Source organism: Blautia luti (genome assembly GCF_033096465.1).
Classification (GTDB): Bacteria; Bacillota; Clostridia; order Lachnospirales; family Lachnospiraceae; genus Blautia_A; species Blautia_A luti.
Window position 1 is genome coordinate 3,696,179 of sequence record NZ_AP028156.1, and the last position, 20,176, is coordinate 3,716,354.

Annotated in this window: 27 protein-coding genes and 1 pseudogene; 7 read left to right on the forward strand and 21 right to left on the reverse strand. The window is 36.5% G+C overall.

Annotated elements, in window-relative coordinates:
- Positions 1–12: 12 nt before the first annotated feature.
- The 10 genes and pseudogenes from trxA to R8695_RS17195 form a co-directional block, all read right to left on the reverse strand.
- Positions 13–318, reverse strand: a complete 306-nt coding sequence (trxA, locus tag R8695_RS17150) for a thioredoxin (RefSeq protein WP_154780145.1) — start codon at positions 316–318, stop codon at positions 13–15.
- Positions 319–410: 92 nt separating this feature from the next.
- Complete coding sequence (locus R8695_RS17155) at positions 411–1,157, reverse strand: SDR family NAD(P)-dependent oxidoreductase (RefSeq protein WP_005421611.1); 747 nt, start codon at positions 1,155–1,157, stop codon at positions 411–413.
- Positions 1,158–1,310: 153 nt separating this feature from the next.
- Entirely contained in the window at positions 1,311–1,469 is a 159-nt protein-coding gene (locus R8695_RS17160; RefSeq protein WP_081017100.1) for a rubredoxin, read from the reverse strand.
- A 33-nt stretch (positions 1,470–1,502) separates the two neighbouring features.
- Positions 1,503–2,552, reverse strand: coding sequence for a GGDEF domain-containing protein (locus R8695_RS17165; protein WP_008708185.1), 1,050 nt, complete (start codon positions 2,550–2,552; stop codon positions 1,503–1,505).
- Between the two features lie 175 nt (positions 2,553–2,727).
- Positions 2,728–3,489 (reverse strand): peroxide stress protein YaaA, encoded by a 762-nt coding sequence (gene yaaA / locus R8695_RS17170; protein ID WP_154780146.1) that lies wholly within the window; start codon positions 3,487–3,489, stop codon positions 2,728–2,730.
- Positions 3,489–3,944 carry a thioredoxin-dependent thiol peroxidase gene (gene bcp / locus R8695_RS17175; protein ID WP_117854279.1) on the reverse strand — a complete coding sequence of 152 codons (456 nt, stop codon included), beginning with the start codon at positions 3,942–3,944 and terminating at the stop codon, positions 3,489–3,491. Before bcp ends, yaaA begins: the two co-directional genes overlap by 1 nt.
- A gap of 3 nt (positions 3,945–3,947) precedes the next feature.
- Positions 3,948–4,076 (reverse strand): annotated as a pseudogene (locus R8695_RS17180) (DUF6219 family protein); the annotation flags it as partial.
- 593 nt (positions 4,077–4,669) lie between these two features.
- The gene (locus R8695_RS17185; RefSeq protein ID WP_106492463.1) at positions 4,670–5,104 is read right to left on the reverse strand and encodes a bacteriohemerythrin; all 435 of its coding nucleotides are present in this window, start codon (positions 5,102–5,104) and stop codon (positions 4,670–4,672) included.
- Between the two features lie 76 nt (positions 5,105–5,180).
- Complete coding sequence (rd, locus tag R8695_RS17190; protein ID WP_020993356.1) at positions 5,181–5,345, reverse strand: rubredoxin; 165 nt, start codon at positions 5,343–5,345, stop codon at positions 5,181–5,183.
- Between the two features lie 277 nt (positions 5,346–5,622).
- Entirely contained in the window at positions 5,623–5,994 is a 372-nt protein-coding gene (locus R8695_RS17195) for a hypothetical protein (protein WP_154780147.1), read from the reverse strand.
- Positions 5,995–6,331: 337 nt separating this feature from the next.
- Here R8695_RS17195 and R8695_RS17200 point away from each other — a divergent pair, with 337 nt between their 5' ends.
- Genes R8695_RS17200 through R8695_RS17205 form a run of 3 tightly spaced genes read left to right on the forward strand, consistent with a single transcriptional unit; the run spans position 6,332 to position 7,397 of the window.
- Complete coding sequence (locus R8695_RS17200) at positions 6,332–6,934, forward strand: Type 1 glutamine amidotransferase-like domain-containing protein (RefSeq protein WP_154780148.1); 603 nt, start codon at positions 6,332–6,334, stop codon at positions 6,932–6,934.
- 35 nt (positions 6,935–6,969) lie between these two features.
- The gene (locus R8695_RS17950; RefSeq protein ID WP_330585103.1) at positions 6,970–7,269 is read left to right on the forward strand and encodes a hypothetical protein; all 300 of its coding nucleotides are present in this window, start codon (positions 6,970–6,972) and stop codon (positions 7,267–7,269) included.
- The gene (locus R8695_RS17205; protein ID WP_330585093.1) at positions 7,176–7,397 is read left to right on the forward strand and encodes a tyrosine-type recombinase/integrase; all 222 of its coding nucleotides are present in this window, start codon (positions 7,176–7,178) and stop codon (positions 7,395–7,397) included. Before R8695_RS17950 ends, R8695_RS17205 begins: the two co-directional genes overlap by 94 nt.
- 124 nt (positions 7,398–7,521) lie before the next feature.
- On the opposite strand, the gene R8695_RS17210 is transcribed toward R8695_RS17205, so the two are convergent.
- On the reverse strand, positions 7,522–8,160 hold the full coding sequence (locus tag R8695_RS17210) for a DUF1847 domain-containing protein (protein ID WP_008705300.1): 639 nt from the start codon (positions 8,158–8,160) through the stop codon (positions 7,522–7,524).
- A 407-nt stretch (positions 8,161–8,567) separates the two neighbouring features.
- Here R8695_RS17210 and R8695_RS17215 point away from each other — a divergent pair, with 407 nt between their 5' ends.
- Both R8695_RS17215 and R8695_RS17220 read left to right on the forward strand, forming a co-directional pair.
- Positions 8,568–8,894, forward strand: coding sequence for an SdpI family protein (locus R8695_RS17215; RefSeq protein ID WP_154780149.1), 327 nt, complete (start codon positions 8,568–8,570; stop codon positions 8,892–8,894).
- A 60-nt stretch (positions 8,895–8,954) separates the two neighbouring features.
- Entirely contained in the window at positions 8,955–9,164 is a 210-nt protein-coding gene (locus R8695_RS17220) for a DUF6219 family protein (RefSeq protein WP_154780150.1), read from the forward strand.
- Positions 9,165–9,238: 74 nt separating this feature from the next.
- On the opposite strand, the gene R8695_RS17225 is transcribed toward R8695_RS17220, so the two are convergent.
- From R8695_RS17225 to R8695_RS17235, 3 genes are all read right to left on the reverse strand, one after another.
- Positions 9,239–9,802 (reverse strand): hypothetical protein, encoded by a 564-nt coding sequence (locus R8695_RS17225; protein ID WP_154780151.1) that lies wholly within the window; start codon positions 9,800–9,802, stop codon positions 9,239–9,241.
- Between the two features lie 237 nt (positions 9,803–10,039).
- Positions 10,040–10,285, reverse strand: a complete 246-nt coding sequence (locus R8695_RS17230; protein WP_330585095.1) for a hypothetical protein — start codon at positions 10,283–10,285, stop codon at positions 10,040–10,042.
- Between the two features lie 5 nt (positions 10,286–10,290).
- Positions 10,291–11,499: a DNA polymerase Y family protein gene (locus R8695_RS17235; RefSeq protein WP_308418816.1), complete on the reverse strand. Its 1,209-nt coding sequence runs from the start codon at positions 11,497–11,499 to the stop codon at positions 10,291–10,293.
- Positions 11,500–11,729: 230 nt separating this feature from the next.
- Between R8695_RS17235 and R8695_RS17240 the strand changes: the two genes are divergently transcribed.
- Positions 11,730–12,440, forward strand: coding sequence for a S24 family peptidase (locus tag R8695_RS17240; protein WP_154780153.1), 711 nt, complete (start codon positions 11,730–11,732; stop codon positions 12,438–12,440).
- Positions 12,433–12,642, forward strand: a complete 210-nt coding sequence (locus R8695_RS17245; RefSeq protein WP_243139495.1) for a hypothetical protein — start codon at positions 12,433–12,435, stop codon at positions 12,640–12,642. Before R8695_RS17240 ends, R8695_RS17245 begins: the two co-directional genes overlap by 8 nt.
- 140 nt (positions 12,643–12,782) lie before the next feature.
- Here the strand turns inward: R8695_RS17245 and R8695_RS17250 are convergent, their stop codons facing one another.
- From R8695_RS17250 to R8695_RS17280, 7 genes are all read right to left on the reverse strand, one after another.
- Positions 12,783–13,355 carry a CDP-alcohol phosphatidyltransferase family protein gene (locus R8695_RS17250; protein WP_055057096.1) on the reverse strand — a complete coding sequence of 191 codons (573 nt, stop codon included), beginning with the start codon at positions 13,353–13,355 and terminating at the stop codon, positions 12,783–12,785.
- Positions 13,345–14,409 carry an FUSC family protein gene (locus R8695_RS17255; protein WP_055060228.1) on the reverse strand — a complete coding sequence of 355 codons (1,065 nt, stop codon included), beginning with the start codon at positions 14,407–14,409 and terminating at the stop codon, positions 13,345–13,347. The genes R8695_RS17250 and R8695_RS17255 overlap by 11 nt, the downstream gene beginning before the upstream one ends.
- Before the next feature lie 33 nt (positions 14,410–14,442).
- The gene (locus R8695_RS17260) at positions 14,443–15,486 is read right to left on the reverse strand and encodes a HAMP domain-containing sensor histidine kinase (protein WP_005347239.1); all 1,044 of its coding nucleotides are present in this window, start codon (positions 15,484–15,486) and stop codon (positions 14,443–14,445) included.
- Positions 15,486–16,196 (reverse strand): response regulator transcription factor, encoded by a 711-nt coding sequence (locus tag R8695_RS17265; protein ID WP_154780154.1) that lies wholly within the window; start codon positions 16,194–16,196, stop codon positions 15,486–15,488. The genes R8695_RS17260 and R8695_RS17265 overlap by 1 nt, the downstream gene beginning before the upstream one ends.
- A complete protein-coding gene (locus R8695_RS17270; RefSeq protein ID WP_055249576.1) occupies positions 16,175–17,608 on the reverse strand; it encodes a phospholipase D family protein in 1,434 nt (477 codons plus the stop codon). The genes R8695_RS17265 and R8695_RS17270 overlap by 22 nt, the downstream gene beginning before the upstream one ends.
- Positions 17,609–17,898: 290 nt before the next feature.
- Entirely contained in the window at positions 17,899–19,458 is a 1,560-nt protein-coding gene (gene cls, locus R8695_RS17275; protein ID WP_006427148.1) for a cardiolipin synthase, read from the reverse strand.
- Between the two features lie 35 nt (positions 19,459–19,493).
- Entirely contained in the window at positions 19,494–20,174 is a 681-nt protein-coding gene (locus tag R8695_RS17280; protein WP_005360232.1) for a GTP pyrophosphokinase, read from the reverse strand.
- Positions 20,175–20,176: the final 2 nt, after the last annotated feature.

Consider the following 20,176-nt stretch of genomic DNA (forward strand, 5'->3'; position numbering starts at 1 on the left):
TAGCACACCTCCCTAAAGCATTTCTAAAATCGCATTCTTAGGTCTCACCCCTGAAACCTGCTGTACAATCTTCCCATTCTTCATAACCACTAAAGTCGGAATGCTCATAATACTGAACTTATTTGCCAGTTCAGGCTCTTCATCTACATTAATCTTTCCAACTTTAATATCTCTACGCTCACTTGCAATCTCCTCTACAATAGGTACTACCATGCGGCAAGGCGCACACCAAGATGCCCAAAAATCTAAAAGAACGGGTTTATCGGAATTCAGTACTTCGTTCTGAAAATTATTTTTATTGATATTAATAGCAGACATTTTACAGTCCTCCTTATCTTTTTCTTTTTGTAGATTTATTATAGTCTTAATTTCATTTATTTTCCGTGATTACATCACCATACCTCATTAACTTAACTTCTTGCCATGCCATCTACACTTAATATAACACCTGTAATGTAACTCGCCTCATCTGAAGCAAGAAACACAAACGCATTGGCAATATCTTCTGGCTGTCCAAGACGACGCAATGGAATTCTTTCAATCATAGGTTCGATAACTTCCTTTGGCACGGCCTTCATCATATCAGTTTCTGTAATCCCAGGTGCAACAGCATTAACACGAATACCTTTAGGTCCTAGTTCTCTTGCTAATGATACAGTCAATCCGTTTACTGCAAACTTCGATGCCGGATAAGCAAACCCACTTGGCTGTCCCGAAATACTCACCATGGAAGAAGTTGAGAGAATGACCCCCTTGCCTCTTGCCACCATACATTCTGCTGCTACACGAGTAGTATTAAATACTCCTTTTACATTTAGATCCATGACTTTATCAAAAGTCTCCTCTGTATAATCCATAAAAGAGGTGTTTTCTGAAATCCCTGCATTATTTACCAGTATGTCGACACATCCATATTTTTCAGTTGCCTCTTTAAAAGCCTTTCTGACAGACTCCATGCTTGCCAGATTTGGACTAATTCCAGCAACTATTGCATTGGGATATTTTTCTTTTAATTTATCTACAGCAACATCTGCCGATTCCTGTGAACTTGCTGCCAACACAACTGAAGCACCTTCCTTCAAGAATTTATCAGCTGTAGCAAATCCTATACCACGGCTTCCACCCGTAATGATTGCAACTTTATCTTTTAATCTCATTTAGACTACCTCCTTACTTTGTTTGTAGTTACATTATAAGCAAAAGGTAAATCATTTTCTGTGATATCATCACAAACGATCGCAATAAAAAAACCTGTTGCTCACACGCACCAGGGTTTTTGTTTATCTATCCGTATTTAAATAATCAGAATTTTATTCAACTTCTGAAAACTGATCTTTTCCAACATTACATAATGGGCATTCAAAATCTTCTGGAACGTCCTCCCACTTTGTTCCTGGTGCAATACCACCTTCAGGATAACCTTCCTCTTCATCATATTCCCATCCGCAAACGTCACATACATCGATTATATTTAAGAAGATTCATCTACTCTGAGCTGAGCGCTAATTATATTTCTTACATAACTGTTTATTCTTATACATATAAGCATCTGCATCATCCAATAACATCTGCATTGTACACGCCATATCATCGGAGGATAATGCCCATCCGCATGCATAGTCGATTGGTAATTGATTTTCACAACTATTTAATCTCTCTTTTTCTCTTGACAATGATTTTAATATCTCCTTAATTTCCGCCTCGCTCGTATGATAAATAACTGCTATAAACTCATCTCCGCCATATCTTCCAACAAAATCCTTTTCTGGAATGACACTGCACAAAAGCTTTGCGAAATTCAATATCAACTGATCTCCTGCGGAATGTCCCATTGTATCATTTACAGTTTTTAGATTATTTAAATCAAACATTATGCATGCTGTAGAATCTGTAATTATATCTTTTTTATTAAGTAGCTCATTACAGGCATTTTTATTTGGCAGTCCAGTATGAGCATCTACGAATGCTTTTTGTTCCAGCAGTCTGTTTTGCATTGCCATCTGCATTGCCTTTAGAGTCTGCATAATAACCAATATCACCAGACTCAACATATCAAGTGCCGACAAAAGCTCTATGGTACGAATCTTTACAGCGATTTTTTCTGAATAACTTTCTGCGGCAGAGACAGTTTCATCTGCCATCGTAAAATATATTTCACTCATATTAACAATGTCTGTATTTTCGTATCCCTTGTTTCTTACTGCTTCAATTTCTGTTTTCAATTTATCCCAGTAATCACTCTGGATTTGCAATTTTTCCTGATACTCTTCATCATTGAGTTTTACCAGGTCATAATGTCCATCCTGATATCTCAATCCAAGAAGAATATCATCCAAATATTTAATTAATTCGTCATTTTGGTTTCCTGTAATTTCTAATTTTATTTCGCGCTGCGTAGCTCCACGTACCAGACCGGCATAATTTATTACGCGTGCTGTTCCCTGCAGCCTACTAATCTGAATCATCATAAAAATAATAAGAACTACCAATATCAATATAAGGAAACTCTGTATAATACCTATTAAATTTTTACTTTTCTTGTTTGTCTTCATTTCACAATTTATCTCTAACCTTAAATAATATTCATTTCAATAACTATGCTATTCATTTACTTTCTCTATATTTTGGACAAATACCTTTAAATATAATATCATAATCGTTATGGTAATGATTTTTTAAGAAAAATCGAATTACTTTATTAAAAAAATACCCATAACAAGTATCTTTTTAACAAGATGTTATCTCTGTTTTCCGTTCAAAAACATATTCTGCATCTGATGATAAATCAGAGCGGAATGAATAGCCTAGTCTATCAAATTTCTTAATATCCTCAGGATTTTCAATTCTGTTTTCAGCCATGAACCTAACCATTTCACCACGGGCCATTTTAGCATATGTACCTTTTGTCACCAGTTTATCTCCTGATAACTCACAAAATGTAATCGTAATGTATCTATCCTGTCGTGTCAGATATTTTTCTATGCACTTAGAGTATTCTTTCGATGCCAGATTGATTATAATCCTGCTGTTATCAATCACTGAGCGGTATAATAAATCTCCCCAGTACTCATACAGATTTTTTGTTTCTCCTATTCCAACCTTCGCCTGCATTTCCAAACGATAAGGCGTCACACCATCCCTTGGTTTTAACACACCATAAAATGCAGATATTATTCTCAAATGATTTTGTACATACTCGAACTGACTGTCCTCAAACACAGATGGAGCCATATATTGAAAAGCAATTCCTTCATATGATAAGACAGCTGGGATAAGTAAATGATAAAGATCCATGTTTTCCAATCTATTGAAGTTCTGTTCTGTAATTTTGTCATTACATTTCCAGATAGTCTTCAGTTCTTCTTTTGACTTACTTTTCAACCAACTTTGTATCTCTGTCGTCTTTTCAATAAATTCAGGCAATCCATCCGGCGCTATGCTGTCAGTATCTGTAATCATCTTTTTAGCAGGGGATAATATTATCTTCATTAATCTAATTCCTTGAGCATATTTTCAGGATCATCTGCAGCCTTGACTTTATCATTTGCCTTTATAATAATCCCCTGTTCATCAATAAGATATGTGGTTCTTACTACTCCCATAGAGACTTTGCCATAATTTTTCTTTTCTTTCCAGACATCATATGCTTCAATAACTTTACGCTCCGGATCTGCTAATAGCGTAAATGCCAGTCCGTATTTTTCTTCAAATCTCTTGTGAGACGCTACAGAGTCCTTGCTTACTCCGAGAATAACAGCTCCCTTCTCAGTAAACTGTGGATAACGCTCAGAAAAGCCACATGCCTGCTTCGTACATCCTGGCGTATTATCCTTTGGATAAAAATATAAGATCACTTTTTTTCCTGCATAATCGCTTAATTTATGCACTTCTCCGTTCTGATCCGGCAATTCAAAATCCGGTGCTTTTATTCCTAACTCTAACATTTACTATTCCTCCGCTTTTATATTTTTCACCTGTTTTCTTGTTCTTTTATTACCCGAAATCATTTTATGACCAGAATAGACTGCCATAATCATGCATATCAGAGAGCCAAATGCAAAGTATTTGTGTGCTTTCATGTAATTCCTCCATTTTTTCAGTGTATTCAATTCTAATTATACGCTACCATATTCCTATGTCAATTTGATAATAGAGCATTCCTATAAAATTTTTCAAAATATCATTGTCAAAACTATGTATTGTTATCCTTTAATTTTTCTTTGAAATAATTGACAAAAAGCTTGCTTTCAGGAGATTACTATTTAATCTCTTTTCCATCTATATATAGTTGAAATTTATCAGGATTATTGACAATATCATAGTCCTTTCCGTATTCTACAGGTCTATATTCGGCTGTCATTACCGATTCCCCGTCTTCAATATCCTCTTTCCATAAATAGATGTGCATATCAATGCTCGTCGCATATCCTCTGTCTGTGGAGAATTTTGTCGAATGAAAAGAGACTTTACAACTTAAAATTGGATAAAAAGGACAAAAAAAGAAGAGCTGCTTGCTCTTCCCATATAGTAGTAGTAAAATAATATGTCATGCCAGCGCAATATATTACCTAGAATATCGCTATAACAGGAAAGGGACTGCATTGTGACAGCCCCTAGTTTACTTCATCATGTTGTCTACATTCTGAGTGAACTCATTCCCTGGTTTATTTTAGCATCGATCTGGATTTTGTTTCATAAAGATAAATTTTGCCACAGAGCGGTCGTATGTTTTAATGTGTCCAAACAGCCAGTCGATTACATTTTTCTGTACAAGTTCACTGAACTGATCTGTTGGTCCTTCATACTCCTGAAGGTATTCATACAGTTCCTGAATTGTCTTTTTAAACTCTTCATGTTTTTCATAATGTTTTTCACGCTCTGGATAACCGGATTTTTCCTGAAGCTTTTCCTCTTCTTTGAAATGAAAGTCAGTATATTCATCCAGATAATCCAGCATTTTGATTGCTTTTACTTTGCTGTCGCCATTTTGACAGGCAGTTACAAAGTTCTGGATACGGTCGATCAATTCTTTATGCTGGGTATCAATTGTTTCATTTCCTGTTACTAAATTGTCATCAAAGGTAATGTTTAAATCGTAAGTCATAATTTGACCTCCATTTCTTTTATATGTTCTCTTAGGATCTTTTAATGTCTGACAGTTTCGTACCTGCATTTTCTGCTTAGTCTTCTACAGGAACGAAAACATCTTTTCCTAATCCACAGATTGGGCATGTCCAGTCATCTGGAATATCCTCAAATGCAGTTTCTGGATCGATACCAGCGTCTGGATCTCCTACTGCCGGATCATAAATATATCCACATGGTTCACATTCATATTTTATCATAGTCATTTTCCCTTTTCAATGTCGATTTATTTTTGTTACCAAGTTCCTAGCAATTTTTCTAACACTTTGTTTCTTGTATATCTGTATTATACATGATAATTATTTCTCTTGTCAATAATAGTAATTATTATTATTATTGTACTTAGCATAAACTGATATTTGAATTGCAAATTTACATATTGTATATATCATGGGAATAGTTGAATAAAAAAATGAACTCTATTCATTAAAGACAGAGTTGCTGGAAATTATTTCTCTCCAACAACTTTTTTCGTCTTTAATTCCTTGAAACACAATACTGTCCAATCAGATTCATCCAACTGTTATATTTATTCTTTTCACACACCTTTCGGCAAATTTCATTTTCCATCAATACACAGAACATCTTATCATAATCAAATGCCCAAACAGCACCATTCACATGGTTTTCCACTGCTTTCTGATCTATGTTCTTTAAACGTGTGGCCATTTTTTCAATTTCTCCATTTCTCAAGTTACCGATATTTTTGCAGATAAACCGAAAGAAATTCAACGTTGCATATTCGTCATGCCAATGGAACTCTTCTGGATTGTTTATAATTTTACTGACTCGCTGCTGTTCTTTGATTATCTGATCAGCTACGCCTTTCATCGAATCTTCGTATCTCATATTACTCACCTACTCTTCCTCAACGCCCAGTGACGGTTTAAATCTTTTATCCTTTGCCTGCGGTACCACGATCTCATAAAAATAAAATCCTAAATATCCAAGTGCCTGCTTCTTCATTTTATAAAAAGAAGTCCTGCCTATTCCTAGCTCCTGCTGTACTTCCACATCTGTCTTACATAAATTAAAAGGTAAATATGTTCAAACATAAGGCACCCGGAATCTTAATGATTTCTGGGGTTTTCTATTATTGGGATAAAACTATTTATAGCAATTTAAACCGAATTATGATAACATAAGGCAAAGATAAATCGGAATTTATATATAAAGGAGAATATTGATGAAACTGTTTTTATGTTCGCACTTTTCAAGTGTAGGAAGTCTGATAAAGGAAGAAATTGAAAATAAAAAAGTCGCATTTATTCCAACAGCTTCGCTGCGTGAAGGCTACACCGGTTATGTCGGCTCGGCTCGAAAATTATTCAAAAAGTTGGGAGCAATCGTAACTGAAATTGATATTTCAACGGAGGCTTATTCAACGATACAGTCTGTTTTTGAAGATGCGGATGTGATATATTTTACCGGCGGCAATTCTTTTTTCCTTATAGACCAGCTCCGTAAAACGGGAACGGATGAGCTGTTGAAGAAAGAATTGGCAAAGGGAAAACTGATGATTGGTGAATCGGCAGGTGCGATTATATGCGCTCCAAGCATCCAATATATCGAGCAAATGGATGAAAAGCCGGAGGACTACTCACAAGAAGATGATGCAGGGCTTGATTTGATTGATTTCTATGTTCTTCCGCATTATCTTACATCACCATTTAAGAAAGTTACCGAGAAAATAATGACTGAGTTTTCGGATTTGAATCTATGCCCAATTAACAACCGTCAGGGAATTGTAATTGATGGTGAAGGTTCAAAGGTTATTTGCAAAGACTAATTTGAAAATTCGCGTTTGTGGAGCGAAGCAGAACAATGAAAGCCCCAGTGGGGCTTTTAAGCGACAGAACGGTCTTGCGTAGCAAGATGGAGGGGCTTTGCCCCGACAAGTTCCAGTTTGTCTGGTTGTCCTTTGAGAGGGGAGAAATCCTCTTCTCAAAGGGCTTTTTCTATTTATACGGATATTCGCAAACTACAAGACAATCCGAAGAATTATCCGTGATTGCAATGATGAGCAGTTTTTGCACAGTGATGAACCTGATGTGTTACTTCCTCATTTTAGCTGCCACTCGCTTAGACATACATTTACAACAAGAATGTGTGAAGCTGGAGTAAATATAAAGGTCATTCAAGACGCACTCGGACATTCAGATATTTCAACTGCACTGAACATCTATGCTGATGTTACAAAAGAAATGAAAGCGGAAGAGTTCAAAGGATTGGATAGCTACTTCAAAGTATAATATTGGACTTCACATACAGAAAGAGAACATACAGAGTGTTGTGTGTTCTTTTTTTCGTTGGATAAAAAGAGAAATGCTTGAATGGGATATCTTTATGTATCTTTAAACGCCCAAATTAGAAATATTACTCTTCTTCACTCTTCTTCAACTTTGAATAATAACTATCCGCAGTATAAAGCGCCGCCACCGGATTATGCCCCAATACACGGTCTTTCGTCACTGCTGTCGTAGTCAGTGCCTCGGAATATTTGTAAAACAGACTGTCATGCCCCACACAAAGTCCGACCACAACATTCAGGTCCGTCTTCGCCTTGTTCAGAAGCTTTGCCTGCAGGATCGGATTACACATATTCACACCGACACCTTCGCAGCATTCCGGGATGCCGACCGATGTCTTCTTCTGTGTTCCGGCTTTACAGCCGACACCATACACCTCAAAGCCATGTCTGCGCAGGATATCTGCCAGGATACGGCTTTCTTTCAACAATCCGACACAGGTTGCGATCCCGATCTTTTTCGCATTAATCTTCTTTGCAAAATCCATGATTTCTTCGACACGGGTATGTTTGCAGTAATTCTCATACTCTACTTCAGCTGCAGCGATTGTTACTTTGCGGTTCTCGTCTTCATTGTAGCATTCCATAGCTTCATTTAGAACTTCTTCATCCATGTGTGTTGTCAGACAGAAATCCGGATAGGTTTTATCCATTTTGTTGCAGTTTTTTACTGCGCAGTCGATACAGGACATGTCTTCTTTTTTCATTTTTTCATTCTCCTTTTGTATACCTTGGTATCTACAGAGGCCTGCCACTGGCAGATTCTCTAGATTAAGCTTTACTTTGTAAAATATCCTCTATTTACTTCATAATAACAAATACTTATACTACAGACAATGATTTTCCGTTTTTATTTTCTTATTTTTTGTAGTTCTTTTCTATGAGAAACGTTCCCCGATTCAGGATTGATTTGTCATGAATTGTCGATTCTGATTTTTGAAAAATTATTGAAAATTATCTTTTTAAACTTGAAGATATATAACAGTCTCTCTGATAGACCATCATCTTTGGATTTATACTATCATGTATAGGTTATTTCGTCAATCAAAACATTTATCCACTTCCCTCATTTCAATCCCAGCTCTTTCAATACCTCAGCCGAATACCAGCTACGATGATTGGTTTTGGAAGATATTTTATGAAAAAGGCTCCAAAGGAAATAAATTCAGTATTTGGATATCGGACTTCGATGTCTATAAAGAACAAAGACACATGGGAATTTGCTCATAAATATTGTGGTAAAGTCTGGTATGTCTGTGGAATGGTTATGTTGCCGATAACAGTAATATTCATGCTTTTAGTGATTGGAAAAAATGAAGATTGTGTTGGGAGTATAGGAGGAATTATCTGTGGTGTTCAACTTATTCCTTTAATTGGGTCTATTCTCCCAACAGAAATAGCATTAAAAAAGAATTTTGATAAGAATGGAACAAGACGATAAATTCAAGTTTGCATATTTCTAAAAAAGATGTATGATATAAAAAAAGCTCAGGAGGTTCAAATGAAATCACATAAATATTGGTCTATCGGTGCGATGGTTTCCATGATCGGAACTTGCTACACCGGCTATAAGGATATGAAATCAGCTCATAAATATTTTGCATTCAGTTCACTAATCTGCATGGCTATGGCCATTTACTCAGGTCATAAAATGATTTCTGGCAAATCCGGAAAAACTAAAGAAATCGTAGCTGAAGAAGCTGCGGAATAATAAGGGGAATAGGGGAGTATTCCATTATATACGAGCCTGATGGAAAGGGGAGACTCCATCAGGCTCTTTCAGATCTACTCTTCCGTTTTTGGAAAAGATGGCTTATATCGTTTATTTGCAGATTGTGGCACTACGATTTCAAAAAAATAATATCCCAGATACCGGAGCGCTGCTTTTTTCTTCCGGTAAAAACTTGCCCGGCTCATCCCCAGTTCAAGCATAATTTCCATTTCTGTCATTTTTCTGTGCCTGCAGAAGCAACCATAAAGCACATCATAATATTCTGTTCCAAAATTCGGCGTAAAATATTTTACCAGTGTCATTGCCCGGTTGACCATATCACAAAGTCCATAGATTAGAATGATATTGTTTACTTCTTTTTTCAGTTTTCCTAAATTCATGCGGTAATCATAGGCATCCATATACTGAAGGGCATAGGCCATATTCTCATTGATCTTTTCCTGACACTCTTGCTCTAATTCATCCAAAACCATCTGATTTTCCAAAATCAAATCCTGATAATTGTTCATCAGTGCTTTAATCTTTTCATAGTACAGATCCATTCTCTCTTCTGTATGTTGTGCTGCATTTAATGTAATTTCCTTAAACGATCTAATCGCATAATCTCTCTCTGTCATTATCAAAATCTCCTTTTTTCGTATTGAATCGTCTTTCTCTGACGTTCTACACTCCCATCCCTGTGATTTTGACGGAAGCTCAATAAGAATTATTCTTGAGCAGAGCCACATCTGCATGGACAATATAGTGGGTATATTGTTTCATGGACATAGATGTAATGCCCTTATATGTCAATCTGAAAAGAGCAAAAGGGAAAGGTCAGCTCTTTTGCAGATCCTATTTTCTTTCTTAAATCTTTACGCACTCTTGCGCTCCATAAACCACTTATCAAATTCATAATATAAATGGCATTCCTTACCATCTACTATTACAATATACATAATTCCTGTACCACCCGCTTTCCGGCTGGCACAACGTTCTCTCGATTTTACTTTATTAATTACATATTTAGTTCCATCTTCCCAAATAAATTCTATTGGCATCATTGCGCCTTCTATGCTGAATTTTACAATGACTTCTACATAAACTTTGTTGTCATTCAAAGCACTTACCTCCCATTAAAATATCCGACCGGATGAACAGTGTGGGATCCCTGTACATCCAGGCTGGATAATATTTTATCCTGATACATAAATGCTCTCTGGACACTGTGATATCCAAACCGTCGCCTGATATCATCTACTGCCCTGTCTAACTTCTCCTGTTTTTCCCGGCGCTGTTCATTCATAAATAAATCTAACTGCACCGGAACCTGCCCCATAACCAGATCATCTGTACGGATTCCAAGACTTCTGATCGGACGAGGCCAATGATAGTTCTCTCTAAAAAGCCAGTATGCTGCACTCATTATCTCATCTGTAATGTCTGTCGGCTCCTGCAACTTTCTCTGCCTGGTGAAATGAAATAACCCATTATCACGAATCGAAATTGACACTACATTACATTTAAAACCATGTTTCCGCAGTCTGGCTGCGACACTTTCTGCCAATGCCATCAGAATAATCTGTACATCCTGATCATTTTCCAGATCCCTGGGTGTCGTTGTACTGTTGCCAATAGACTTTATCGGTGCCTGATATCCTTCTACTGAAACTGGCGAATCATCCCAGCCATTCGCAAATGAATAAATGACAAGTCCCATTTTCCCAAGCTGCAGTTCCAGAAAATCTGGATCTGTTCTTGCCAGTTCTCCGATTGTGCGAATACCATATTTCTGTAAAGTTCTATTCGTTGATCTTCCCACGTATAGAAGATCTGACACTGGAAGTTTCCAAATCAAATCCTGATAATTCGCTTTATTAAATTCGGTTATTGCATCCGGTTTCTTATAATCGCTTCCTAGCTTAGCAAAAATTTTATTCCATGTCCATGAGATTCCAATGCTTACAGTAATTCCCAATTCTTTTTTTACTCGTCTGCTTATCTCTTCCGCAATCATTCTTCCGTTACCTTTCAGTGAAGAACTTCCAGTAACATCAAGCCACGCTTCGTCGCAGCCATATGGTTCAATCTGATTCGTATACTCTGAATAGATTTCACGGAGCATAAATGAAAACTTCAAGTACAAATCCATTCTGGGTGGTACAAATATCAGATCTGGGCATACCTGTTTTGCCTGCCACAATGCCATGCCCGTCTTAACCCCGCTTCTCTTCGCAATATAATTCGCCGTCAATACAATTCCATGCCTCGCTTCAGGATCTCCTCCTACAGCTAATGGCTTACCAGCATATTCTGGATGATAAAGCATTTCCACACTAGCATAAAATCAGTTGGCATCACTGTGCAATATTACTCTTTCCACATTTTCACCTTTCCTTTTTAGAACGTGTGTTCTTTTTCTATATAGTCATTATATATCGCTTTTAAATCTTTGTAAAGTAGCAGATATGTCGTTTTTATAGATTTTAACGCTATTATTGTTGATTTTTTATCTGTTATGGGTTATAGTATATATAGGGAATAAATACCTGCATATGGAGGTGTATGATGATAAAGAAAGATTTTGGATCCATTATCGCTAATAAAAGAAAAGAACGCAGACTGTCTCAACCACAACTGGCAGCTCTTCTGTGTGAAAGAGGATTAGATGTAAGAGCACATTCTATCAGTAAATGGGAAAAAAATGTAAACCTGCCAAATGTTTTACAGTTTTTTGCCCTCTGTGAGATTCTTGAGATTTCCGATATAAACAGAACATTCCAGATTGGAACGGATGAGAAACTTTTCTCCAAATTAAATGACGAAGGACAAGCCAAAGTTCTTGACTACATGAACCTATTAGTGAAAATCGGAGAATACATTCGAGAAGAACCAATCATTTACCAATTTCCACGAAGAACTCTCAGTCTGTATGATCTCCCGGTTTCAGCTGGAACAGGACAATTCCTTGATTCCGACCGTTTCTCTGAAATTGAAGTTGGTGATGAAGTATCTTCCAGTGCTGACTTCGGTGTCCGGGTATGTGGTGACAGCATGGAGCCTCTCTATCTGGATGAACAGATCATCTGGATTCATAAACAAGAAACACTTAAAGAAGGAGAAATCGGTGTCTTCTTCCTTGATGGTGATGCTTATGTAAAGAAATACCATCAATCCGATTCCGGTATTCAGCTTATTTCTCTAAATAAAAAATATGCCCCTATCCAAGTCACTTCCGGATCCACCTTAAAAACTTTTGGAAAAGTAGTTGGCTAATTTTAAAAGGCTGATGGTTCAGAACGAGGACCTGGATTATTTCAGACTCTGCAGTTCATTGAATGCGACTCCGGAACTAATGAGCTTTAAATTATACAGCCTGACAAAACGAGGCCAGGCTTATCATATGCCGATGGAGATTCAGGGCAATTTCCTGGCGAATAAAGTAAATAAAGATCCTGTTCTATATATCATAGTATGAACAGGATCTTTTTATAATGATTTATTTTCTATCTAAAATTTTATTAAACCGACTAAAGACTCCATAGTTTGTGTGTTTGACTTACTGTTTATATCTATCTTCTCCTAAATATTTTTCTAGTCATTGCAATATAAAATTGCTTATACAGTCTCTTCCTTAAGAGTCCTGGTGTTCTGGATAATATACAGAGCGACCGATATGACCATCATTATAGCGCACAAACCAATCAACAGATCTGATACCATCGGTGTAATGTGGAACCATATAATATGCACCGCTGCAGTTCCATATAATAAAAAGGTTACTATCTTTCCATGCCAGTCTGCACCATGTACTTTTCCTGTCTTTCGTATCACAAGACATCCACTGACTACCATATACAGCTCCTTACCTGCCATTATTACGATTAAAAGAAGCACATGTGGAAAACGAGTAAACAGACAGATTAACATCGCTGCCTGTGTCAGCTTATCAGCCACCGGATCAAGTATTTTTCCTAAATTACTAATCCTATGGAATCTTCTTGCGATATATCCATCAGCAAGATCCGTAAGACCAGACAGCAATAAGATTTCACCAGCTAACAGAGGATTTTTCTTTACACAATAACTCCATATAATTACCGGAATCAGGCAAAGCCGAAAAAAAGAAAGAAGATTAGGAACCGTAATAATTCTATTCAAATTTTCTTCCTGATTCACTTCACTCTGCATGTACGGTCACCTCACTTTCCTTTTTTTTAGACATAAACCAATAAAATATAACACAAAATGCTAAAGCAAACACAACACCAAAAACATTTTGAATCACTCTAAGACTAACCGCTCCTTGTAGTCCATAAGTCTCTGCAGCAATGGCTAAAGCACCAAATGTGTTAAATACTGCCTGCCAGCCATATTGTGCTGAAAATCCTACACCGATTCCACCAAGAATTCCTATATATGCATAGATTGACGAAGGAAGCAGAAAATATAATACTGTAAAACATATAACACCTGCAATATTTCCGACAATCCTTTTACGGACTCTGTAGTGCATATCTTCCATAAACGGCAAAATCGTGGACATGGCCGCAATACCAGCCCACATTGCACGTGGCATATTACAAAGTTCTGCAATGCAAAGGACAATCGGTACGCATAAAATCTGACATATCTGCCATTTTGTTCTGGAAGAAGTGATATCAAATTCTTGTATCAGATCTTTCAGATTTCTTTTATAAGTTCTGTTTTTATGATTTCGATAAAATACGAAGCAGGTAAGTGCTGCACCTAAAGCCATTCCGACTAATCGCATCTGATAGCTTTTTCCCGTAACATCATAACCATATAGCAGCAGATACCCAAGAACCAATGTAGATTGATTAAACATGAATGGATTATGGCATCCGAACAGAATCAACACAGCCAGTGCCGCAATATTTAACAGCATTCCCAATACCGGTGAAAACTGATTTGCTAAATGCGGACATACAGTCATAATTACAAAGAACAAAGCCAAAAGCATCGTAGATTGTCCGGTGTGGATCCCCAGATCCGCATTTCTAAACACCATGAGACATAATAAGACTACTACACCTACAATGCTGTTCTCATTTCCAAATAGGATGCTGAAAATACTAACAAAGAAAAAACAAAATGCCATTGTAACAGCTATCTTCACCAGATATACCCACATATGATATAATTTTTCTTTTAGTGTTTCACTCTTTTTCAACAGGTTTTTAGAACCTGTCTGATTTAACTGCAACTCCTGATAAAATGTCATATAAATCCTCCCATCTTCTAATTTATCTTAAAACTATATAATCTCATCTTTCTGCTTTGGCAGCTCTATAACAAATCTGCATCCACCATATTCACGGTTTTCTGCTTTGATTGTTCCTCCGGCACTATCTACAATCCGTTTTACAAGTGCAAGACCTAGGCCATTTCCTTCTGCTTTATGAGATCCATCTACCTGATAGAACTTGTCAAATATTCTGGATTTTACATCATCCTCTATTCCTGGTCCTTCATCTTCCAGAATGAACTTAACAGAATCCTGTTCTTGTTTCAGAAACATCGTAATTGTCCCCTTTGAAGGGCTGAACTTAATCGCATTATCCAAAAGATTTATCCAGATATGCATAAAAAGTCCTTCATTCCCAGTATATTTAACTTCCTCCAATTCTACCTGAAAACCAATTTCTTTTTCTGTCCATTTTGTTTCCAATGAAAGAAATGCCTGGCGGATCTGTTCATCCAGACGATATTCTGTTTTTTTCATTGGTATATTCTGATTCTCTAACTTGGATAACAGCAAAATATTACCAACCAATCCGGAAAGTCTTTGGGTGTTAAATAAGATTTTTTCTACATATTCCTCTTGATCCGGAGACAGTTCTTCTCCCTGAAGCAGCATTGTATATCCTTCAATGGCATTAATCGGGGTCTTAAACTCATGAGAAACATTAGATACAAAATCCATCTGCAGCACCTCTGTTGCACGAAGTTCTTTTGTCATAACATTAAAACTTTGATAAGATTCTCCAACTTCTGCTATACGGCTGTTCGTTTCCAAATGCTGTTCAAAATCTCCCTGAGAAACTTCCTTCATTGCTTTACTAAGTCTGGTAATTGGTTCCAGTAACTTTGCATTGATAAAGGAAGTGATCAGCCCTGCAATCAATGTATTGAAAATCAAAAGCCAGCCAAGCACAGGTATGCTGCCCGGCAGATTAAAAAAATGATTCAAAAAAGCAAATAATAAAGCAGATATGACTGTTGAAAATACAAGTGCCAGCCAGATTGCACCAGTCAGACAGGATCGGATCCGCAATCCTTTTTCTTTCTTTTGTTCCATTATTTTTTCACCACCTTGTATCCAATTCCACGCATTGTTACGATTTCAAAATCAGGGTTATCTTTAAAACGCTCTCTGATTCTTCCTATATGTACCTCTATCGTATGTGGGGCTGCCTCCGTCTCGTATCCCCATACTTCATCCATCAACTGTTGTTTTGTAAATGTTCTGCCTGGCGAAGCTGCAAGCTTATATAAAAGCAGGAATTCTTTTTTAGGCAAAACAAGACTTTCCTTATCAGTTGTAACCGTCATTGCATCATAATCAAACTCTGTTGAACCGATCACAATTTTGTGTTCATTCAGTATCTGTGCACGGCGAAGCAGTGCTCCGACTCTTAAAACCATTTCATTCACATTTACCGGTTTTACCATATAATCGTCACTTCCCGAAAGAAATCCCTGGCGCATATCATCAAAGGAACCTTTCGCAGTGATCATAAGCACTGGTATCTGATATCCTGCTGAACGAAGTTCTGACACCAGTTCATAGCCATCCATAACCGGCATCATAATATCAGAAATGATCAGATCAATATATTCCTTATCCAATACTTCTAATGCCTGTGCTCCATCCGATGCACTTTTGACTTGATATCCATTCTTCTCAAGCACTTTTTGGAATAGCTGGCTTAATTCTTTATCATCTTCTACAATCAATATTTGAAACACGTTTTCCTTCCTCCTTATTAAAACAGATACCTTGCCCATCCAAGCAGATGCTGTACCAAAAATATTTTTCTCTGACGTTTCTTTGTTAATTCGATTGGCTCTACATGATATGGATCATTATAAGTTCCGCCTTCTAATATCTGGCGGGACACTTTTTCATATTCCATCATGCCCTCTTCCAACTGTTTATTAATATCTTTACTGCGAATTACAAGCATCAGTTCCGTATCCAGATATGCACTTCTCATGTCCATATTAAAGGAACCGATTACAGACAGATCATCGTCAATCAGAATACTTTTTCCGTGGTATGAATAACCGCCTTCATATTCCCAGATATTAATTCCTGTACTTAAGATTCTATTTCTGTTTTTCGCATAATCGGCAGACCCAAATGGATTCCCATTATTCGCAACTGAATTTGTCATGATAGAAAAATCTGAAACGTTCTCTGCAATCTCCTCCCATGTATTATACATCATATCATTACAGATAATATATGGCGTGTGGATCTTCACACGATTTTTTGCATTTTTCATCAATTCTCCCAACTGATACCACACTACTGGTTCTTTGGAACCTGTGTGAATAGGATTTGACACTAATGTAATCTTTTCTGTCTCAAAAGTTTCGTCCGTATAATCGGTCTCGCAGATTCTTTCCTTATTCTCTTCAAAATATTTCTGATAGCTGTTCTGCAGCTCTAAAACTGCGTTCTTTACAGATTTTCTATTTGCCAGTTTTTTATTGTTATGAAAATAACCACTGTCTTCCTGATTCCATATGGTTTCAAAATACTCTGACAACTGGTTAACTGAATTTTCTTTCTCAGGTTCATCGCAAACCACTAACACGTCTCTGTCATAGTTCTTATGTCCCGGAAAATCACCCAGGAAATAATTATATGTATTTCTTCCCCCAAGAATATATCTCTTTCCATCTGCAATCAAATATTTATCATGCATTCTACCCATCATTTTCCACGGTTTCAACGGATTGGCCTTATTATACAGTTTAATTTCAACATTCTCATGGGAAGATAATCCATAGAAATACGGATTTCCTTCCATATCAATCCAGCTCTCCATTCCATCTACTAACAGACGAATATGTACACCTCTGTCTGCCGCATCATGCAGTGCTCCTAAAATCAATTTTCCACTTTCATCGGATTGAAATGCAAAAGTAGAAAGAATAATTTCCTTTTTTGCATTCTTGATCAAACGCACTCTTTGTAAAAGCGCTTCTGGATTCTTTTCTATGATTACTGCCCGTTCTGTATTTTCACTGCATTCGTTCCATGACCCATTTTTTGTTTCTTTTTTGGTTGTATTGGACACTTCCGGCTGCTTTTTATATGCAACGCAGATTCCGAGCAATTCATAAAAAGCCACACATAAAAAAATTGCCAGTATAACAAGAAGGATTTTACATATTTTATGCTTTTTCATTGTACATCACCTGCTTCCTTTTTATTTCATACTTATACAATACAAAGTCAATCTCAATTTAACCTCAACAAAATTTATTTTTCATAAAAAAATATGACCGGCTTCTTTTTAAAGAAACAGTCATATTTTTATTCTAATATATGAAGGAGCTTTTCTTACTCCGTTGTATTAATCACTATCCATGCAAAATCTTCTTTGTACAACAGACTGTTAGATATAGCAAAAACGGCCTTTCAAAAACAGTTAACTTCTAAATCAACTGTTTTTTGAAAGGTCGTTTCATCAGATTCTTATAGCAATCCAGCAAATAATCTCATAAATAATTGTCCCAGTCGCAAATATGCACTTCGTCCGGTTTGATATTGGTCTGTCACATCACGACATTCTCCCATCGTTCTTATCAGATCATTTTTTATTTCCACAACTGCCTGACAATCTGCCATAAAACAGCCGTTTTCAAAATGGTGATATAAACTTCGATAATCCAGATTAATTGTTCCACAAGTTGCCATACAGTCATCTGCCACACTCATTTTTGCATGACAGAAACCAGGAGTCCACTCATAAACACGAACACCATGTTTAACTAATCCATGATAAAAAGAACGAGTTATATTATAAATGAATTTTTTATCAGGGATACCAGGTGTGATAATTCTTACGTCTACCCCTCGCTTAGCAGCCAGACATAACGCATGCGTCATTTCATCTGTTATGATTAGATATGGAGTCATAAACCAACAATATTTTTCAGCTTTATTTATCATACTGATATAAACTTCTTCTCCTACTTGCTCATTATCCATAGGGCTGTCTGCATAAGGTTGAACAAACCCAGTTTGCTGTGCCGCATAATCATAGTGGAAAAGGTATTTACTAAAATCAGAATCATTAGCATCCTTATCACTTACTGCATTCCACATTTCCAAAAATGTCACCGTAAGCGACTGAACAGCATCTCCTTCTAAACGAATACCTGTATCTTTCCACTGTCCATACGGGTGTGTGTAATTAAAATATTCGTTTGCTAGATTATATCCACCTGTAAATCCGACTTTTCCATCAATAACTGTTATTTTTCTATGATCACGATTGTTCAAAAACAGATTTAAACCTGGCATAAACGGATTGAATACACGGCAATGAATTCCTATTGCTTCCATCTTTTTCACAAAATCTGTGTTAATAAAGCCTATAGAACCCATATCATCGTAGAATACTCTAACTTCCACACCTGCTTTTACTCGCTCTTCCAGAACATCTTGAATCTTATGCCATGCTTCAGCGTCTTCTATCGCATGATATTCCATAAAGATAAACTTCTGTGCTTTCTCCAAATCCTTAAGCTGTGCCTCTAATCCTTTCACTGCTTCATCAAAATACACAATATCCGTATTCTGATAGATTGGATACTGCGAATTTCTTTGTATGTAACTTGCTATATTTCCTGCTTTCGGAATTTTTTCTTTTATTTTGCTCAAACACTCCTGACTGTCCGGAAGCATTGGTAACAATTTGCTATCAATTTCTGCATATCGCTCACGCATTTTATGTGTGCCACCATTCAAACCAATCAACAAATACAGGCCTACACCCATAATTGGGAAAATTAGAATTAAGATGACCCAAGGCATTTTCATAGAGGATGTCTTATTTGATGCGTACAATCCCAAAACCAAGATCCCACTCAAAATCCTTGTAAATAAATTTATGATTTCTGCATATTCATTCAAGCGTGTTACGATAGTAATAATAAAAATCACTTCCAGAAGAATGCAGATTATGGAAAAACACAGCCGTTTTACCCCATTTTTTGTTTTTGCTTTGCCCTCTAAAGTATCTTGTTTCATATATATTCCACCTTCCTACTTGCTCAGTTTTCTTCCTAAATTTCGTGGAACATACCAATTTTGTCTTTTATTCTCTGCATTTCATTATCTGCTTCAATGATAGCTCTTGCAGAATGAAGTAATTCTTCACTTATCTCATCATAGCCAGGCATTTCTTCAATTCCTTTTTTATAGCGAAGTTGATGTTCCAATGTTGCCCAGAAATCCATACCATTGGTTCGAATCTGTAATTCTACACGCATAGGTGTTTTACCCTTAGCAAAAAATACTGGTATTTCAACAATCATATGATAGCTTCGATAACCATTCGATTTTGGATTTTTTATATAATCTTTTATTTCAATAACTTTAATATCATCCTGTTGGGTAATCAAATCTGATATCATATAAATATCGTCAATAAACGCACAAACTATTCGAACGCCTGCTACATCATTGAGATATGTCTGTATATTTTCTGTTGTAAATTCATATCCCATCTTCTGCAGTTTATCGTAAATACTATTGGGCTGCTTAATTCTTGTTTTTATAAAAGAAATAGGATTTCGATTGTTCTCAACTGAAAATTCATCATCCAAAACCTCAAGTTTAGTTTGTATCTCCCGAATAGCACAACGATACATCATCATTAAATTATAAAATTTTGTAGCATTATTTAAAAACTGTAGTGATTCCGGACTGTTCATCCTGAGTTTTTTTACTTCATCTTTTGTCATGG

Excerpts from the sequence above, each read along its gene's own strand:
- trxA (WP_154780145.1), bottom strand. The coding sequence starts at position 318 with ATGTCTGCTATTAATATCAATAAAAATAATTTTCAGAACGAAGTACTG.
- R8695_RS17155 (WP_005421611.1), bottom strand. The coding sequence starts at position 1,157 with ATGAGATTAAAAGATAAAGTTGCAATCATTACGGGTGGAAGCCGTGGT.
- R8695_RS17165 (WP_008708185.1), bottom strand. The coding sequence starts at position 2,552 with ATGAAGACAAACAAGAAAAGTAAAAATTTAATAGGTATTATACAGAGT.
- yaaA (WP_154780146.1), bottom strand. The coding sequence starts at position 3,489 with ATGAAGATAATATTATCCCCTGCTAAAAAGATGATTACAGATACTGAC.
- bcp (WP_117854279.1), bottom strand. The coding sequence starts at position 3,944 with ATGTTAGAGTTAGGAATAAAAGCACCGGATTTTGAATTGCCGGATCAG.
- R8695_RS17185 (WP_106492463.1), bottom strand. The coding sequence starts at position 5,104 with ATGACTTACGATTTAAACATTACCTTTGATGACAATTTAGTAACAGGA.
- rd (WP_020993356.1), bottom strand. The coding sequence starts at position 5,345 with ATGATAAAATATGAATGTGAACCATGTGGATATATTTATGATCCGGCA.
- R8695_RS17195 (WP_154780147.1), bottom strand. The coding sequence starts at position 5,994 with ATGAGATACGAAGATTCGATGAAAGGCGTAGCTGATCAGATAATCAAA.
- R8695_RS17200 (WP_154780148.1), top strand. The coding sequence starts at position 6,332 with ATGAAACTGTTTTTATGTTCGCACTTTTCAAGTGTAGGAAGTCTGATA.
- R8695_RS17950 (WP_330585103.1), top strand. The coding sequence starts at position 6,970 with ATGAAAGCCCCAGTGGGGCTTTTAAGCGACAGAACGGTCTTGCGTAGC.
- R8695_RS17210 (WP_008705300.1), bottom strand. The coding sequence starts at position 8,160 with ATGAAAAAAGAAGACATGTCCTGTATCGACTGCGCAGTAAAAAACTGC.
- R8695_RS17215 (WP_154780149.1), top strand. The coding sequence starts at position 8,568 with ATGATTGGTTTTGGAAGATATTTTATGAAAAAGGCTCCAAAGGAAATA.
- R8695_RS17220 (WP_154780150.1), top strand. The coding sequence starts at position 8,955 with ATGAAATCACATAAATATTGGTCTATCGGTGCGATGGTTTCCATGATC.
- R8695_RS17225 (WP_154780151.1), bottom strand. The coding sequence starts at position 9,802 with ATGACAGAGAGAGATTATGCGATTAGATCGTTTAAGGAAATTACATTA.
- R8695_RS17240 (WP_154780153.1), top strand. The coding sequence starts at position 11,730 with ATGATGATAAAGAAAGATTTTGGATCCATTATCGCTAATAAAAGAAAA.
- R8695_RS17250 (WP_055057096.1), bottom strand. The coding sequence starts at position 13,355 with ATGCAGAGTGAAGTGAATCAGGAAGAAAATTTGAATAGAATTATTACG.
- R8695_RS17255 (WP_055060228.1), bottom strand. The coding sequence starts at position 14,409 with ATGACATTTTATCAGGAGTTGCAGTTAAATCAGACAGGTTCTAAAAAC.
- R8695_RS17260 (WP_005347239.1), bottom strand. The coding sequence starts at position 15,486 with ATGGAACAAAAGAAAGAAAAAGGATTGCGGATCCGATCCTGTCTGACT.
- R8695_RS17265 (WP_154780154.1), bottom strand. The coding sequence starts at position 16,196 with ATGGGCAAGGTATCTGTTTTAATAAGGAGGAAGGAAAACGTGTTTCAA.
- R8695_RS17270 (WP_055249576.1), bottom strand. The coding sequence starts at position 17,608 with ATGAAAAAGCATAAAATATGTAAAATCCTTCTTGTTATACTGGCAATT.
- cls (WP_006427148.1), bottom strand. The coding sequence starts at position 19,458 with ATGAAACAAGATACTTTAGAGGGCAAAGCAAAAACAAAAAATGGGGTA.
- R8695_RS17280 (WP_005360232.1), bottom strand. The coding sequence starts at position 20,174 with ATGACAAAAGATGAAGTAAAAAAACTCAGGATGAACAGTCCGGAATCA.